Annotated in this window: 13 protein-coding genes and 2 tRNA genes; 3 read left to right on the top strand and 12 right to left on the bottom strand. The window is 72.8% G+C overall.

Features of this window, described 5'->3' with window-relative positions:
* Window positions 1-125 precede the first annotated feature (125 nt).
* From SJ20_RS04390 to SJ20_RS04405, 4 genes are all read right to left on the bottom strand, one after another.
* Window positions 126-509: a hypothetical protein gene (locus SJ20_RS04390; RefSeq protein WP_223247534.1), complete on the bottom strand. Its 384-nt coding sequence runs from the start codon at window positions 507-509 to the stop codon at window positions 126-128.
* Window positions 510-715: 206 nt separating this feature from the next.
* Window positions 716-1,786 (bottom strand): DUF305 domain-containing protein, encoded by a 1,071-nt coding sequence (locus SJ20_RS04395; protein ID WP_044659072.1) that lies wholly within the window; start codon window positions 1,784-1,786, stop codon window positions 716-718.
* Window positions 1,787-1,908: 122 nt separating this feature from the next.
* The gene (locus SJ20_RS04400; RefSeq protein ID WP_044659073.1) at window positions 1,909-2,814 is read right to left on the bottom strand and encodes a class F sortase; all 906 of its coding nucleotides are present in this window, start codon (window positions 2,812-2,814) and stop codon (window positions 1,909-1,911) included.
* Window positions 2,815-2,894: 80 nt separating this feature from the next.
* Entirely contained in the window at window positions 2,895-3,791 is an 897-nt protein-coding gene (locus SJ20_RS04405) for a LysR family transcriptional regulator (protein ID WP_044659074.1), read from the bottom strand.
* Window positions 3,792-3,936: 145 nt separating this feature from the next.
* On the opposite strand from SJ20_RS04405, the gene gabT reads away from it, so the two are divergent.
* A complete protein-coding gene (gene gabT, locus SJ20_RS04410; RefSeq protein WP_041103009.1) occupies window positions 3,937-5,259 on the top strand; it encodes a 4-aminobutyrate--2-oxoglutarate transaminase in 1,323 nt (440 codons plus the stop codon).
* 81 nt (window positions 5,260-5,340) lie between these two features.
* On the opposite strand, the gene SJ20_RS04415 is transcribed toward gabT, so the two are convergent.
* The 4 genes from SJ20_RS04415 to SJ20_RS04430 form a co-directional block, all read right to left on the bottom strand.
* Entirely contained in the window at window positions 5,341-5,652 is a 312-nt protein-coding gene (locus SJ20_RS04415) for a hypothetical protein (protein WP_036340936.1), read from the bottom strand.
* 199 nt (window positions 5,653-5,851) lie between these two features.
* Complete coding sequence (locus tag SJ20_RS04420) at window positions 5,852-7,237, bottom strand: NAD-dependent succinate-semialdehyde dehydrogenase (RefSeq protein WP_044659075.1); 1,386 nt, start codon at window positions 7,235-7,237, stop codon at window positions 5,852-5,854.
* A complete protein-coding gene (locus SJ20_RS04425; protein ID WP_036316957.1) occupies window positions 7,234-8,895 on the bottom strand; it encodes an APC family permease in 1,662 nt (553 codons plus the stop codon). The genes SJ20_RS04420 and SJ20_RS04425 overlap by 4 nt, the downstream gene beginning before the upstream one ends.
* Before the next feature lie 26 nt (window positions 8,896-8,921).
* Window positions 8,922-10,454, bottom strand: a complete 1,533-nt coding sequence (locus SJ20_RS04430) for an NAD(P)/FAD-dependent oxidoreductase (protein ID WP_041103003.1) — start codon at window positions 10,452-10,454, stop codon at window positions 8,922-8,924.
* A gap of 161 nt (window positions 10,455-10,615) precedes the next feature.
* Between SJ20_RS04430 and SJ20_RS04435 the strand changes: the two genes are divergently transcribed.
* The gene (locus SJ20_RS04435) at window positions 10,616-11,308 is read left to right on the top strand and encodes a TetR/AcrR family transcriptional regulator (RefSeq protein WP_036316951.1); all 693 of its coding nucleotides are present in this window, start codon (window positions 10,616-10,618) and stop codon (window positions 11,306-11,308) included.
* A 96-nt stretch (window positions 11,309-11,404) separates the two neighbouring features.
* Here the strand turns inward: SJ20_RS04435 and SJ20_RS04440 are convergent, their stop codons facing one another.
* Window positions 11,405-12,484, bottom strand: a complete 1,080-nt coding sequence (locus SJ20_RS04440; protein WP_044659076.1) for a hypothetical protein — start codon at window positions 12,482-12,484, stop codon at window positions 11,405-11,407.
* Between the two features lie 243 nt (window positions 12,485-12,727).
* A tRNA-Ala gene (locus SJ20_RS04445) sits at window positions 12,728-12,803 on the bottom strand.
* A 169-nt stretch (window positions 12,804-12,972) separates the two neighbouring features.
* Between SJ20_RS04445 and SJ20_RS04450 the strand changes: the two genes are divergently transcribed.
* A complete protein-coding gene (locus tag SJ20_RS04450) occupies window positions 12,973-14,103 on the top strand; it encodes an oxidoreductase (protein ID WP_044659077.1) in 1,131 nt (376 codons plus the stop codon).
* Between the two features lie 86 nt (window positions 14,104-14,189).
* Here SJ20_RS04450 and SJ20_RS04455 read toward each other — a convergent pair.
* Together SJ20_RS04455 and SJ20_RS04460 are read right to left on the bottom strand one after the other, a co-directional pair.
* Window positions 14,190-14,265 (bottom strand) — tRNA-Ala (locus SJ20_RS04455).
* Between the two features lie 121 nt (window positions 14,266-14,386).
* On the bottom strand, window positions 14,387-15,052 hold the full coding sequence (locus SJ20_RS04460; RefSeq protein WP_044659078.1) for a histidine phosphatase family protein: 666 nt from the start codon (window positions 15,050-15,052) through the stop codon (window positions 14,387-14,389).
* Window positions 15,053-15,054 lie beyond the last annotated feature (2 nt).

Genomic DNA, 15,054 nt, shown 5'->3' on the forward strand with positions numbered 1-15,054 from the left:
GCAGAACTCAATGGCCCTTGACATGTCGCTCCCCCGGCGCCGCGAGCAGGGTGGTGTCCCAGGCGGTGGGGAGCATGTGGAAGCCGAGCTCATGACGCTGGTCGGCGCGCAGCGGCTCGCCCGGGTCAGCGGTAGAGGGTGTAGACGACGGGACCGGTCCCCGACTCGCCCAGGCTCCGCCGGGCCGCGGCGACGTCGAAGTCACCGCGCTCCAACTCGTCGTCGTACGTGAACGGGACCTCGGTCTCGGCGCCGCGGGCCTCCCCCTCCAGCACCGGAGCCACCGTCAGGCGGACGTCGGACTCGTCCACCTCGAACTCGGTGCCGAAGGAGGCACCGGTCTCACCCTCCGCGCTGGCCACGAGGAAGGATCCGCCGGGCAGGTCGTGCTCGGCGGTCCATCCAGCGGGGTGGGCGGGTGAGGCGAGGACGGGGGTCGCCCCCAGGCCGGTGAGAAGGACGCCGGCGCCCAGGGCGGCGGCAAGGCGGGTCGGTCGGGCGGTGCGCATCGTGCTCCTCCAGGGGTGCGGTGCTGCGACGGGCCGAAGGGTTCCCCGGCTCGGACGCCCGAGGTCGACCGGATGCCGCACTCGCCGCGTCGGCACGAATCTATGCCGCACAGACGTGAGGCGGGTCACTGACCGGTGACGAAGCGCTATCGACTCGGTCACGGCGTCGCCCGATGCGGATCGGGCCGTCCGGCCGATGCGGCGCGTCAGCGGGACGCGCTGGACGAGGGGCTTGCCCCGGAGGAGGGGCGCGGGGTGGCCTGCGCCGTGTCGGCCGGGCTGGGCGACGGGCTCGCCGATGCGGCGTCCCGCCCCCGCTGGTCCTCGGCGTCCCGGCCGGACGCGCTGGCGGGGCCCGACGCGCTGGAGGAACTGGGCGAGCTCGACGACGGCAGCACCGGTTTCTGGGTGGCGCGGAAGTTGCGCACCCGCTGCAGCGGCTCCGGGACGAAGTCCGAGGGGACGGAGCCGCCGTCGGCGCCGGTGCCCTCGATCTTGATGGGGCCGGTGAACCCGGACGGTTCCGCCGTGCGCGCCCCGCTCGACCCGATCACGCCCATCTCCCCGAGCGTCGCGGCCAAACTCTCCAGCTCCTTGCGATGGCCCTCGACCACGCTGGAGGCCAGCTCCTTCGCCGCGTCGTCCGAGCCGTCCTCCGCCTCCGTGGCGGAGATCGTCAGCGCGCCCTGATAGAGGCGGCGCATCTGGAGCAGGTAGATCCGTCCCGCCTCCTCCGGCTCGGCGGCGGCCAGCACGTTCTTCTCCCGGTCGGACAGGAGTCCGGCGCGCAGCTCGTCGCCCACGATCTGGGTCGGCTCCGCGTCCTCCGTGGACTCGGGCTGCGCAGACGGGGTCGACTCGGCACCCGCACCGCGCACGTCATCCGAGGGGACGCCCCAGCCCTCGAGCATCGACTCGAGCCGGCGCGCCCGCTCCTCGTGCTCGGACTTCATCCGTTCGGCGGTGGCCCGGATCTCCTGGTCCACGCCGTCCTTGCCCAGCACCTCATCGGACTGCTGGATCGCGTCGCGGTGGTTGCGCAGCAGCAGACCCGCGAACTGGATGTCCGCCGCGAGCGGGTCGGCGGACGTCTGGCTGGGGCTGGCCAGCACGCCCTCCAGGTAGGTGTTCCCCGCCTCCGTGCCACCGGTCTGTCCGGGCTCCTCGGCGACGCTGCAGCCGCCGGTGGCCAGGGTGATGCTCAGGAGCGCCCCTCCGACGGCCACGCTCCAGCGGCGGGGGCGCACGCGGGCGGGGGCGATGTCGGCTCGGCTCATGGGCGCAGGTCCTCTCGGCGGTCGTCACCCGGTCACGGGGTCAATGGCGGTCCGACGCGGTCGGCCGCCCCGGCCTCCCCAGGGTACCCCTCCGGCCTCCCTGCCCCGGGGTCGCCGCGGCCTCAGGCGACGCGGGTGGCCTGCACCACCCAGTTGTTGAAGGCGTTCCCGGCCATCCCGGTGCCCGGCACGAGGTCGCACGTGATCAGCGTGACCTTCGCGTCGTCGCCCCCGGGCTCCCAGGCCCAGCGGTGCGCCGGATCCTGGGTGAGCGCCTCCTTCTCCACCGAGACCGCGTCCGCGTCCGCCTCGAAGGCGGCCTGCGTGCCGTCGTCGTATGTCACCACGACGACGGCACCCGCGCGCACGTCGCCCAGGTTCCAGAACACGTCCCGCACGCCGTAGTAGACGACGTGCCCGGCCAGGACCCCCGCGTACCGGGAGCGCTCCCCCGGCGTGGTGCCCCACTGCGGCGGGCCGTACCAGCCGACCGTCTGTGGCTCCGGGTCCAGGTCGCCGCCCTCATCCAACTGCGTGAGGTCGATCCCCGCTCCGACGATCTGCTCGCCGTCCTGGTGGACGTCCACGTGCACGGGCGTCGCCGTGACCTCGTCCCACGGGGCGGCGGGGCCGGAGAGGTGGGCGGCCGCGGCGGGGGTCGGCTCCTCGGACGGTGCCGGCTCCTCGGACGGCGCCGGCTCCTCGGTGGGGGTCGGCTCCTCGGACGGCGTGGGTGTGCCGGCGAGCTCCTGGGTCTCGACGGGAACCGCCGCCTCCCGCGTGGGTGACGCCGAGGACGGGCTCGGCGTCGGGATCGGTGTGGCCGTCGGTGCGGGGCTGGGCGTGAAGCGTGCCGAGGACGGCGACGGCGACGGCGACGGGGTCGCGGACGCCGTGGCGCTGAGGGTGGGGGCGGCGCTGATCGGCACGGCGCCGACCGCCAGCACCCCGCGCAGCGCGAGGAACACGAGTCCCAGGCACAGCAGCACCAGGACCACCCACAGGGCGCGTCGGACGGTGGTGTTCATCCGGGTTCTCCCCTCGTGTGCATCGACGCGGCCCGCCCGGGGCCGCGTCCGACGACGGCATGGTCTCACGCGCTCCGGCCTCAGCGCGGCGCGTCATCCCCGGGCTCGGCATAGCGGTCCCGGACGAAGGCCTGCAGGCGACGGGCGAGCGCCTGCAGCGTCTCGGCGGCGAAGTGGTCCTCCCGCCACGCCGCGTGCAGTCGTACCGCGAGCGTCCGCCCCTGCGCGATGACCCGCACCGGCGTCAGCCCGAAGGCCGGGTCCTCGGTGACGACGGCGACGCCCGCCCCCGTCGCGACCAGGGCCTGGGCCACCCGCCCGGAGTTCGCCTCGACGAGGGCCGGCGGCGTGAGGCCCGCCACGGCCACGGCGCCGTCGAGGACGCGTCGCGCCATGAAGGTGCGGGCGGGCGCGACGACGGGTTGGGCCACGAGGTCGTCGAGGGACACCCGCGTCCGGCCCGCCCAGGGGTGGCCCGGGGCGACGTACGCCCAGACCGGCAGGTCCATCAGCGGCAGCGACGCGACGGAGGGGGGCGGCACCGTCGGCATCACCACGAGGTCGTGCCGCGCGACGGCGTCGAGCAGCGAGTCGTCCAGCTGGGTCTCCGCGACGCGCGGGCGCGGGTCCTCCTCGCCGAAGGTGGCCACGAACGGCAGCACGACATCGATGAGGGTGGTGCCCGGCGCGGCCACGGCCACGTCCGTGAGCCGACCGGAGGCGAGCGCGCGGGCCGCCTGCTCCGCCCGTCGATGGGCGACGAGGACCTCGCGCGCCACCGGGAGGAACGCCTCGCCGGCCGTCGTCAGCTCGAACCGGCCGGCGACCCGGGCGAACAGGGGCAGGCGCAGCTCACGCTGAAGCCGCTGCAGCTGCCGACTGAGCGCGGACTGCACGAGATCCAGGCGGATCGCGGCCCCCGAGACCGTGCCGACCTCGGCCACCGTGACGAAGGCCCTGAGCAGTTTCTCGTCCATGCCGGATGAGCATAGCCACCATGCCAGATCATCACTGGACGGCATGGACTCGACGCCCCACCATGGGAGGACGCGGCCCGACGCGTCGTCGTCGTGCCCGCCCGTCGTCCACGCTCCCCGTGAGCCGTCCCCAGGAGGCATCCCCATGACCGCCACCCCCGACCTCGAGCAGACCCGCCATCTGGCCACCGAGCTGCCCGGCCCTCGCTCCCGTGAGCTCGCCGAGCGCCAGAAGCGCGCCGTCCCGGCCGGCGTGGCCACCACCATGCCGGTGTACGCGGCCCGCGCCGCGGGCGGCATCCTCGAGGACGTGGACGGCAACCGCCTGATCGACCTGGCCTCCGGCATCGCCGTCACCTCCGTGGGCGCCTCCCACCCGCGCGTCGTGGCCGCCGTCCAGGAGCAGGTCGCGCAGTTCACCCACACCTCGTTCATGATCACGCCCTACGAGGGCTACGTGGCCGTGGCCGAGCAGCTGGACCGCACCAGCCCGATCCCCGGCGAGACCCGCACCGCCCTGTTCAATTCCGGCGCCGAGGCCGTGGAGAACGCCGTCAAGGTGGCCCGCGCCTACACCGGCAAGCAGGCTGTGGCCGCGTTCGACCACGCCTATCACGGCCGCACCACCCTGACGATGGCGCTGACCGCCAAGTCCATGCCCTACAAGCACAGCTTCGGACCGTTCGCCCCCGAGATCTACCGCGTGCCCGGCTCCTACCCGCTACGCGACGGCCTGTCCGGCGCCGAGGCCGCGCAGCGTGCCATCTCCGCGCTGGAGAAGCAGATCGGTGCCGACAACCTGGCCGCCGTGATCATGGAGCCGATCCAGGGCGAGGGCGGCTTCATCGTCCCGGCCGAGGGCTTCCTGCCGGCCGTGGTCGAGTGGTGCAAGGCCAACGACGTCCTGTTCATCGCGGACGAGGTCCAGTCCGGCATCGCCCGCACCGGCGCCTGGTTCGCCTCCGAGACCGAGGGCATCGAGCCGGACCTGATGGCGACCGCCAAGGGCATCGCCGGCGGCATGCCGCTCTCCGGCGTCACCGGCCGCGCCGAGGTGATGGACTCCGTGCACCCGGGCGGCCTCGGGGGCACCTACGGCGGCAACCCCGTCGCCACGGCGGCGGCGCTCGCCGTGTTCGAGGCCGTCGAGGAGGACGGTCTCCTGGAGAAGGCCCGCCGGATCGAGCAGGTCATCCGCGAGCACTTCGCGCAGAACGCCGACGACCGCATCGCCGAGGTCCGCGGCCGCGGCGCGATGATGGCGATCGAGTTCGTGGACCCCGCCACCGGCGAGCCGGACGCGACGCTGACCGCCACCGTGGCCGCGGCCGTGCGCGCCGCCGGCGTCATCCTGCTCACCTGCGGCACCTACGGCAACGTCGTACGCTTCCTGCCGCCGCTGACCATCGGTGAAGACCTCCTCAAGGAGGGCCTGAGCGAGGTCACGAACGCGCTGCAGTCCGCCTGAGCCCCCGCCACCGGCGGACCGACGACGACGGCCCCGCATCCCTGCCCGGGATGCGGGGCCGTCCGCCTGTCGGCGGAGGACTCAGATGTCGTCCTCGTACGCGGGGCCGCCTTCGTTCTCCATGGCCTCGATGCGCCGGGACTTCTCGGCGGTGAAGATCCGGCGGACCCCCGTGCCGCCGAACTCGTCCTCCGGGACCAGCCCGACGCCGTACTTCAGCAGGGCCTTCTCCAGACGCAGACGCTCGTCCACCCGCAGGTCGGCCAGCCCCTTCTCGAAGCGGCGCAGCTGCTCCTTCTCGAGACCGGCCGCGGTGGCCAGGGTGCGGACACTGACCTGGGCGAGAGCGCGGCCGGCGCGCGCCACGTCGAAGGTAATCGGGGTGGGGTACATCAGACATTCTCGATTCTGCAGTTCTCGACGGGGATCCGGTCCATGATGGCCGCGCCCCGGTTGAAGGGACAAGGGCGCGCCAGCCTAGAACCCGCTGTGCGACATGCGCGTCGCTGACCCATCGCTCCCGCCACGCCGGCGGGACGCGGACGGGCCCGCCTCCGGTCACCGGAGGCGGGCCCGTCGTCGTCGTGGGGTGTCAGTCCTGGACGAAGTACATCTGCTTGTTGACGAACTCGTCCATGCCGAGCGGGCCGAGCTCGCGGCCGAAGCCGGAGCGCTTGATGCCGCCGAACGGGATCTCCGCCCCTTCTCCCGCCGGCGTGTTGACGTTGGCCATGCCGACCTCGAGCTGCCGGGCGATCCGCTCGGCCTGAGCCTCGTCCTGGGAGAACACGGCGCCGCCCAGGCCGTACTGGGAGTCGTTGGCGAGAGCGAGCGCCTCGTCCGCGGACTCCACCTTGTAGACGACGGCGACGGGGCCGAAGAGCTCCTCGCGGTAGGCGTCCATCTCGGAGGTGACGCCCGTGATCACGGCCGGGGCGAAGCGGGCGCCCGCCTCGTCCGTGACGGTCCCGCCGACGTGGACGGTCGCGCCCTGCTGACGGGCCCGCTCCACCTGCTCGGCCAGGCCCTCGGCGGCACCGCGCGAGGACAGCGGGGTGAACACCGTCGGGTCCTCGTCGGCGGCCTCCCCGGGCTTCATGGCCTCGGCCAGGGACACCAGCTCGGCCACGAAGGCGTCATGGATGTCCGCCGTGACGATCATGCGCTTGTTGGAGTTGCAGGCCTGGCCCATGTTGTACATGCGGGTCGCCCACGCGGTGCGGGCGGCCTCGGCCGGGTCCTCGGCGTCGAGCACGATGTACGGGTCCGACCCGCCGAGCTCGAGGACGGCCTTCTTGAGGTGCTGGCCCGCGAGCGCGCCGATCACGGAGCCGGCCCGCTCGGAGCCGGTCAGGGACACGCCGGCCACGCGCGGGTCGGCGATGAACTCGGCGATCTGGTCGTGCGTGGCGAAGACGTTGGTGTACACGCCGGCCGGCACGCCGGCGTCGTCCATGATCTGCTGCACGGCCAGGGCCGAGCGGGGGCAGATCTCGGCGTGCTTGAGCACGATCGCGTTGCCGAGCATGAGGTTCGGCGCGGCGAAACGGGCGATCTGGTAGTACGGGAAGTTCCAGGGCATGACCCCCAGCAGCACGCCCAGGGGCAGGTGGCGGATCATGGCGCGGCCGCCCCCGTAGGTCTCGATGGGGCGGTCCGCGGCGAGGGTGGGGCCCTTGTCCGCGAAGTAGCCGAAGATGGCCGAGCTGAACTCCGCCTCCTCGACGCCCTCGGTCACGCGCTTGCCCATCTCGGTGGCGATGATCTGCGCGAGCTCGTCTTTGCGCTCCTCGAAGAGGTCCGCGACCTTCTGCACGATGGTGGCGCGTTCCTCGATGGGGCGGGCGGCCCATGCGCGCTGGGCGGTCTCGGCGGCGGCCAGCACCTGGTCGACCTCACCGTCGGCGAGGGCGGGGAAGGTCTCCACGACCTGGTCGGTGCTGGGGTCCTGCACGCGATAGCCGGTGGGGGTGCTCATGAGTGGGTCCTCTCGTTGGGGTCCCGGACCACGGCAGTGCCGTCGTCGTCCGGACGGATGATCGGGATGGGTCGGGTCGAGTCCGTCTGCGGCAGGGTCTCGCCACGGAAGTAGGCCGGGTGGCGCAGCCGCGTCCACATCATCAGTACCACGCCGATGGCCAGCACGCCCATGCCCAGGATGAACACGGTGCCGACACCGAACACGGAGGAGCCGGAGCCGTAGTCGGGGTCGGTGGAGTCCATCGCGGTCACGCAGAACATCACCAGCAGCACGAGGCCGCCGATCAGCGGGAACAGGAAGGTGGTGAGGGCGTTGCCCACCGAGGTGAACCACTCGCGGCGGAAGTACCAGACGCAGGCCAGGGCGGTGATGCCGTAGTAGAAGCAGATCATCAGGCCCAGAGCGGTGATGGTGTCCCACAGGGCGTTCTCGGAGAGCAGCCGCGTGACGACGTAGAAGAGGCCGGCGAAGCCCGCGCACACCCAGGTCGCGAAGGCCGGGCTGTTGAACCGGGGGCTCAGCTCGGCGAAGCGCGCGGGCACAGCCCGGTAGAAGCCCATCGCCAGCAGGGTGCGGGCCGGGGAGACCATGGTGGACTGCAGGGAGGCCAGGGAGCTGACGAGGATCGCGCTGGACATGATCACGGCAAAGGGGCCCAGGATCGGGCCGGCGAGGACCGCGAAGATCGACTCCTGGTTGTCCGGGTTGCCCGCGCCCAGGCCCTCGGAGCCGATGCCCGCCCAGGAGATCACGGCCAGGGCGGACAGGATGTAGACGGCGATGATGACGAACACGGTGACGGCGGCGGCCCGGCCGGGGGTGCGCTCGGGGTCCTTGGTCTCCTCGTTCATCGTGAGGGTCACGTCCCAGCCCCAGAACAGGAAGATGGACAGGGAGACGCCGGCCGCGACCACACTGAAGTCGCCCGCGGTGAACGGGTTGAACCAGTCCAGCTGCACCGGGGTGGGGTCGAAGCCCGCGCCACGGGAGGACTGCGTCAGGGCGGCGACCGCGAACGCACCGAGGGCCAGGATCTGGAAGGCCACCAGGATGTACTGCAGGTGCTTGGTGGTCTCCATGCCGCGGTGCGAGATCCATCCGGCCAGGGCCAGGTACACCAGGGTCAGGGGGATGTTGACCCACAGGTTGCCGGCCAGGTCCGCGATGGCCTGGCTCCCGGTGATCTGGGCGAGCAGCAGGAACGTGAAGTCGACGGCGACGGCCGCCAGGTTGGACAGCACGATCACGGAGGCGGCGATGAGCCCCCAGCCGCCCATCCACCCGACATACGGCCCGAAGGCGTGCGTGGCCCAGGTGAACGACGTGCCGGAGTCCGGCACCCGCGTGTTCAGCGCCCGGTAGCCGAGGGCCACCAGGAGCATCGGGATGAAGCCGAGCAGCAGGATCGCGGGCACGTGGGTGCCGACGGTGCTGATGGTCGGCCCGAGGCCCGAGGTCAACGTGTAGGCGGGGGCGACGACGGAGACGCCGATCACCACCGCCCCGAGCAGGCCGACCTTGCCGGCCTGGAGCCCCTTGTTGCTCACCCCGCCCGGGTTGAGCAGGTTGACCTGCTCGATGGCGGAGGTGGTCGGGTACACGTGCTCGTGTCCCTCATTGTCGACGACGCGGCGTCGTGGGGTGGATGCGCTCATGAGGATGTCCTTGTCCGTCGGGCCGGTCAGCCGGTGGGCTGCCCCGCGTCAGTGGCTTCCCGCTCGGCGATGGCCAGGGCGGCGGCCTCGCCCATGCGGATCGCGCCGTCCACGTGCTGGTAGCCCTCGGCTGCGATGTCCGAGCACGCGTAGTGGATGGGACCGGTCGGGCGGTTCTGGAGGTGGCCCCAGCGGGAGAGCCCGCCGAGGTCGTAGCTGGTGGCGTAGGCGCCTCGGGTCCACTCCTCGGCGGCCATGTCCGAGAGGAAGAACGCGATCGGCTCGAGGGTCCGGGGGCCGAGGTACTCGGCCATGGCGCCGAGGATCGCGGCCTTGCGCTCCTCCTCCGGCAGGGCCCACATCTGCTCCGCGTACACGTCGGACACGAAGCCGACGAGGGTGCCGTGCGGGTCCTCCTTGCCCGGGGCGCCACCGGCCAGGTTCTCGCCGCGGTTGGTGTTGTCATAGATCTCCTGGACGAGACGGCCCCCACCGAAGCACGTGCCGGACAGGCCCTCCTCGCGCCAGAACGGGGTCTCGTACACGGCGTGCACCTTGATGACCAGGCCCATGGAGATGTGCTGGTGCGCGATCTGCTGCTCGCGCGGCATCGGCGGCTCGAAGGAGATGCGGCTGTAGAGGTTCGGCGGGACGGCCAGGACCGCGTAGCGGGCGTGCACCTCGTAGTCGTCAGTGAGCGCCACGACGTCGCCGGCGGCGCCGTCGTGCGCCACGCCGTTGCGCACGTCTGCGGCCACACCGTTCTTCTCGTCCGCGGTGGACGGGTCCGGCTCGGCCCAGCGCAGGGTGCGCACCGGCTGGCCGAGGACGACGTCGTCGCCCAGCTCGGCGGCCATGGCCAGGGACACGGACTGCATGCCGCCCTCGACGCGCTTGTCCAGGATGAAGTCCTCGTCCACCAGGTTGCGGAACGACCCCGCCGAGGCGGACATGAGCAGCGCCTGGAGCAGGGAGAAGGTGTGGGAGGGCTTGGTCAGCATGCCGGAGGCGATGTAGATGGAGACGTTGTCGATGGCCTCCGGGTCGTCGGACTGCTGCTCCAGCCAGTGCCGGAAGGAGATCTTGTCCAGCTCGGCGGCCCGCGGGTGCTCCCACGGGGCGGCGGCGTCGATCTCGGCGGTCAGTTCGTCGATCTTGGCGATCAGGCGATCCATCTCCCGGTCCGTCTTCTCGGCCACCGGGAAGTCGAGGCCGTCGTAGACGTGGCGTTCTCCGCGCGGGTCCACGTAGACGTTGCGACCGTCGCGGAAGCGGGAGAACGTCGGCAGGCCGAGCTCCTCCACCAGGGAGATGAGGCGGGTCTGGTCCGGGGAGATCCACTGGCCGCCGATCTCGATGAAGTGGTCCTTGCCGTCGGCGCCCTCGACCAGGCCGTTCCAGGTGCGGCCGCCGACGCGCCGGCGAGCCTCCAGGACGGTGACGGACAGGCCCTGGGCCTTCGCGGTGCGGGCGGCCATGAGGCCGGCCGGGCCGGCGCCGATCACGACGACGTCGCTCGTCCGGCGCTCGCGGCCGGCGGTGGCGGGGGCGGTGGTCATGGGGTGCTCCTCTGGCGGGGACGGGGCATCGGGCGGGGCCCGGGTGAATGCCGTTCATTTAGAGTGTCGGCGCTCACTGTACGGGCCGCGCGCCGGGAAGGGAAGGCTGGTCCGTAGCCGGCCTGACACCTCCTGCCCGTCCGACGGGTCAGAATGGCCGGATGGACGAGACCACTGAACCGCCCCGGGCGCGCCGCCACCGCGGACGACCTCTCTCCCCCGCTCTGAGCCGCGAAGCGATCGCGGACGCGGCGCTCGCGGTCGCCCGCACCGAGGGATACGAAGGGCTCACCATGGCGGCGGTCGGCCGTCGCCTGGGCGTGGCGCCGAGCGCGCTCTACAACCACATCAGCGGCAAGCATGAGCTGCTCGTCCTGCTGCAGGACGCCGTGATGGGCGAGGTCTCGCTCGTCGAGCTGGAGGCCGCGATCCGGGGCGAGGTGCCCGTCGTCGCCGCCCTGCGGGCGTGGGCGCGCTCCTACCGCGACGTCTTCGCGGCCCATCCGCCGCTGATCCCGCTCATCGCGACCCTGCCGATCGAGGGAGCCCCGTCGACGCAGCGGGTCTACGAGACGGTGTGCGCGGTGCTGGCCCGGACCGGTCTGGCGCCGGAGCAGGTGCTGGCCCGGGTGATCGCGCTCGAGTCGTTCATCTACGGGTCTGCGTACGACGTCGACGCTCCGGCCGACATCTTCGAGGTGGCGGGGGCGCAGGAGCGCCTGCCCGCGCTTGGCGCGGCCGCCGAGGCCTTCCGGGCGGGCGGGGGCACGCGCGCGACGGGGGCGCGGAACCCCTATGCGGACGCACCCTTCGAGGAGGGACTGGACCTGCTGCTGGCGGGCCTCGGCGACTGACGCGCGGGCTGCCGGCCGCGTGTCATGCCGGCACGGACGCGCCGCCCCTGAGCGTAAGAGGGGCGGCGCGTCGAAGGATCTGTGCGCGGCGGGCTGTCAGTCGGTCAGGCCCAGACGACGGCGGGCCGCGACCTGCACTCCCGCGGCGGCGGCGCCGAGGCCGGCCAGCCACCAGCCGGTGGACTGCCCCGTCTCGACGGTGTCCGGGGTCGTGTGCTGCTCGTCGGCGTCGTCCTCGACCGGAGCGGGCTGTTCCTCCTCGTCCCCCGGAGCCGGGGCGGCCTCGTCGCCCCGGAACGCGGCGAGCGCCGCGGCGGTGTCCGGGTCGGTCAGGTCGAGCGGCTTCCCGTTGAGGACGCCGTCCTCGGCTTCGACGAAGCCGTCGTACGCGGCGGGGATCTCCTCGCCGACATGCACCGTGACGGTCTGGACGTGGGCGACGTGCTCGCTGTAGAAGTCGACGGTGAAGGTGTCCGTGCCGACGAAGCCCTCCTCGGGGATGTACCAGGCACGGAGCTCGGAGTGCTCCGAGTCACGGAACGCGAAGACCTCACCGTGGGCCGGCTCGGTCACCACCTCCGCGTAGGTGTTCTCCATCGTCGGCGCGGCGACCATGTGGAGGATCTCGGCGCCCTCCACCCCGGGTGCCAGCTGCATGGCCGAGTCCCAGACCAGGGGCCGGTCCCCGAGGTGGCCCGTCTGCGGGCCGTCGACGGAGTGCACGGCCGCCCCCTGATCGTCGGCGAGGTCGGCGTCCGCCTGGAGCGTGATGCCCATGTTCAACATCTGCCCGTCGGCCACGACGTCGTACCGCACGAGGCCTTCACCGGCCGCGCCGAGCGCGCGGCGGGTCTCCAGGACGTCCACCGCACCGCCGTCGATGACGTCCAGGGCGGTGAACTCGACCTCCTGGCCGCCCTCCAGGCGGGTGCCGTCCTCGGCCACCGGGGTGAGCGTGAGCGTGAGGTCCTCCGGGTCGTAGCCGTCGTAGGTCTGGAAGAGGGCGGTGGTGACGTTCTCGTGGTCGACGGCCTGGAAGTAGCCGGCCTGGGGGCCGTGGGCGTCGTCCCAGGCGGCGGCGGGGCCGGCGAGGGCGACGGTGGTGACGAGGCCGGCGGCGGCGACGGCGACGGGCAGGTGACGGAGGGAGGGACGACGGGTACGGATGACGGACATGGCAGCTCCTCACTGAGTCGGCCGGACAGGGCCGGCGGCCCCCGCCTCTGCAGCACCGGTGTTCCGGGCTCCACGGGTGGGGACGCCTCGAGTCTGTCCGCCGAGAGCCTGCCATGAAAGAGCTATGCGACGTCGATGCGTGATCGACACTGGACCGCAACCCGGCCGTGACCGGTGGTTCTCGACGGCGAGCTGGCCGTCACGACGACGAAGGCCCGGTCCGCACGGACCGGGCCTTCTGACTGGTGGAGGTAAGGGGATTCGAACCCCTGACCTTCTGCATGCCATGCAGACGCGCTACCAACTGCGCCATACCCCCAGGTGGGTGGTGACTCCGTTCCCGGCGGGCCGGCCGGAGCACCTGGATAGGATACCCAGCCTGCGGCGGCCGTGCAAACCGGCCCGGCGGCGTCGATGGACCGCCGCGGCCCCACGGCCTAGCGTGCAGGGGACGCCCCCATGCCCGCCGCCAGACCAGGAGGTCCTGCATGTCCCGCACTGACGCACCGATCCGCACCGCCCTGATCGGCTATGGGTTCGCCGGGAAGACGTTCCACGTCCCCCTGCTCCACGCCACGGAGGGACTCGCTCTCACCCATGTCGTCTCGAGCCGCCCGGACGCGGTGCACGCGGATCTGCCGGACGTCGTCGTGGTGCCCGACGTGGACGCGCTCCTGGCGTGGCACGACGTGGACCTCGTGGTGATCGCCGCCCCGAACGACCAGCACACGCCGCTCGCGCGCGCCGCCCTCAGGGCGGGCAGGCACGTGGTGGTGGACAAGCCGTTCACGCTGAGTCTCGCCGAGGCGCGGGAGCTGCGCGACCTCGCGGCCGAGACGGGGCGGGTGCTGCGGGTGTTCCAGAACCGCCGCTTCGACAGCGACTTCCTGGGCATCGCCGAGCTCGTCCGCTCCGGCCGGCTCGGAGACGTCGTCCACCTCGAGTCCCGGATCGACCGCTTCCGCCCGACCGTCCGGAGCCGCTGGCGGGAAGCCTCGGTGCCCGGGGGCGGCATCTGGTTCGACCTCGGACCGCACCTGGTCGACCAGGCGCTCCTGCTCTTCGGCGTCCCCGAACGCGTGGACGCCGACCTCGCGGCCCTGCGTCCGGGTGCCCCGGTCGAGGACTGGGCGCACTGCGTGCTGCAGTATCCGGGCCGGCGCGTGGTCCTGCAGGCGTCGATGCTCGTGGCCGGCGGCAGCCCGCGCTTCGCGGTCCACGGCACGCGTGGCACCGCGGTGAAGGAACTGCCGGATCAGCAGGAGGCGCAGCTGCGCGCGGGTCTGCTCCCCGGCGCCGAGGGCTGGGGCGTCGACCCGGACCCGATCCTCCTGCACGACGGGGAGGGGAACACCGAGCGCGTCCCCGCGCCCACCGGAGCCCAGCAGCGGTCCTACACGGGTGTGCGCGACGCGATCCTGGGCCGCCCGAACGGTGACGCCGCCACCCCCGACCAGGCCGTCGCCGTGATGGCGGTGCTCGAGGCCGCCGTCGCCTCGGCGCGGGAGGGCCGTGCGGTGGAACCCGCACTCACGGCGGTCGAGCGCGCCGCGTACCCCGGCGTGTCCCCCGCACCGACCGCGGCGGAGCGACATCACCGCAGTGCCGCAGCGCGGTGATGTCGCAGGGCGGCGGTCGCCGCCCGGGCCCGCACGGGAGCCCGACGACGACGAAGGCCCGGTCCGTACGGACCGGGCCTCCTGACTGGTGGAGGTAAGGGGATTCGAACCCCTGACCTTCTGCATGCCATGCAGACGCGCTACCAACTGCGCCATACCCCCAGATGTGTGCGTCACCCGCGATGTTCACGCTCCGTTTCCGGGCCGTTCGCCTCGCTGGCAACTCGACCAGCGTACACGGTCCCCGCGCGGGCGCCAAATCGGCGTCCGGGCCGAGGCGCGCTCAGATGCCGTAGCCCTCGAGGGTCCAGTCGCCCCAGCCCTCGGCCCCGGTGTCGGCAGTGAACGCGCCCTGCAACACGGCGGCGCGGGCGTTGCCGATCCGCGCCATCGCCGCGAAGGCCTCGCCCTCGTGACGCAGGAGCAACCCCGTGGCCGCGCGGATCAGCGCACCGTGGGCCACGGCGAGCAGGGTGTGGGCGCCACCGTCGCGGGGGGTGTCCGCCCAGTGCGGGGGCACGTGTCCGCGCAGCGCACGCAGGGCCCGCTCGCCGCCCCCGCGCAGGGTCTCCCCGCCGACGGGACCGGCGTCGAGCGCCGGCTCGGCCCGCCAAAGGCGGTGCTCGTCCGGCCAGCGTTCCGCGATGGCACTGAGCTCCAGGCCCTCCCACTCTCCCCCGGCCAGCTCCATCAGCTCCGGGTCGACGGCCACGGACGCCGCGCCCACCCGGGCCTCGAGGACGATCTCGGCCGTGCGGCGCGCCCGGGCCAGCGGGGAGCACACGGCCACGAGCTCCTCCGCGTCCTCGACCAGGTCACCCACGGGCCCGCCGGCGGCGCGGCGGGCCTGGCGCTCCCCCTCGGCGTTCAGCTCGATGTCCGTGTGCCCCTGGTAGCGGTCCAGGACGTTCCAGTCGGTCTCGCCGTGACGCAGCAGGATCAGGCGCATCT

The organism is Micrococcus sp. MS-ASIII-49 (genome assembly GCF_000946635.1).
In the GTDB taxonomy this organism is placed as follows: Bacteria; Actinomycetota; Actinomycetes; order Actinomycetales; family Micrococcaceae; genus Micrococcus; species Micrococcus luteus.

Bases quoted from the DNA above. Each gene is read 5' to 3' on its own strand.
- SJ20_RS04390 (WP_223247534.1), bottom strand. From the start codon at position 509: ATGCGCACCGCCCGACCGACCCGCCTTGCCGCCGCCCTGGGCGCCGGC.
- SJ20_RS04425 (WP_036316957.1), bottom strand. From the start codon at position 8,895: ATGAGCGCATCCACCCCACGACGCCGCGTCGTCGACAATGAGGGACAC.
- SJ20_RS04415 (WP_036340936.1), bottom strand. From the start codon at position 5,652: ATGTACCCCACCCCGATTACCTTCGACGTGGCGCGCGCCGGCCGCGCT.
- SJ20_RS04450 (WP_044659077.1), top strand. From the start codon at position 12,973: ATGTCCCGCACTGACGCACCGATCCGCACCGCCCTGATCGGCTATGGG.
- SJ20_RS04435 (WP_036316951.1), top strand. From the start codon at position 10,616: ATGGACGAGACCACTGAACCGCCCCGGGCGCGCCGCCACCGCGGACGA.
- SJ20_RS04460 (WP_044659078.1), bottom strand. From the start codon at position 15,052: ATGCGCCTGATCCTGCTGCGTCACGGCGAGACCGACTGGAACGTCCTG.
- SJ20_RS04395 (WP_044659072.1), bottom strand. From the start codon at position 1,786: ATGAGCCGAGCCGACATCGCCCCCGCCCGCGTGCGCCCCCGCCGCTGG.
- gabT (WP_041103009.1), top strand. From the start codon at position 3,937: ATGACCGCCACCCCCGACCTCGAGCAGACCCGCCATCTGGCCACCGAG.
- SJ20_RS04420 (WP_044659075.1), bottom strand. From the start codon at position 7,237: ATGAGCACCCCCACCGGCTATCGCGTGCAGGACCCCAGCACCGACCAG.
- SJ20_RS04440 (WP_044659076.1), bottom strand. From the start codon at position 12,484: ATGTCCGTCATCCGTACCCGTCGTCCCTCCCTCCGTCACCTGCCCGTC.
- SJ20_RS04430 (WP_041103003.1), bottom strand. From the start codon at position 10,454: ATGACCACCGCCCCCGCCACCGCCGGCCGCGAGCGCCGGACGAGCGAC.
- SJ20_RS04400 (WP_044659073.1), bottom strand. From the start codon at position 2,814: ATGAACACCACCGTCCGACGCGCCCTGTGGGTGGTCCTGGTGCTGCTG.
- SJ20_RS04405 (WP_044659074.1), bottom strand. From the start codon at position 3,791: ATGGACGAGAAACTGCTCAGGGCCTTCGTCACGGTGGCCGAGGTCGGC.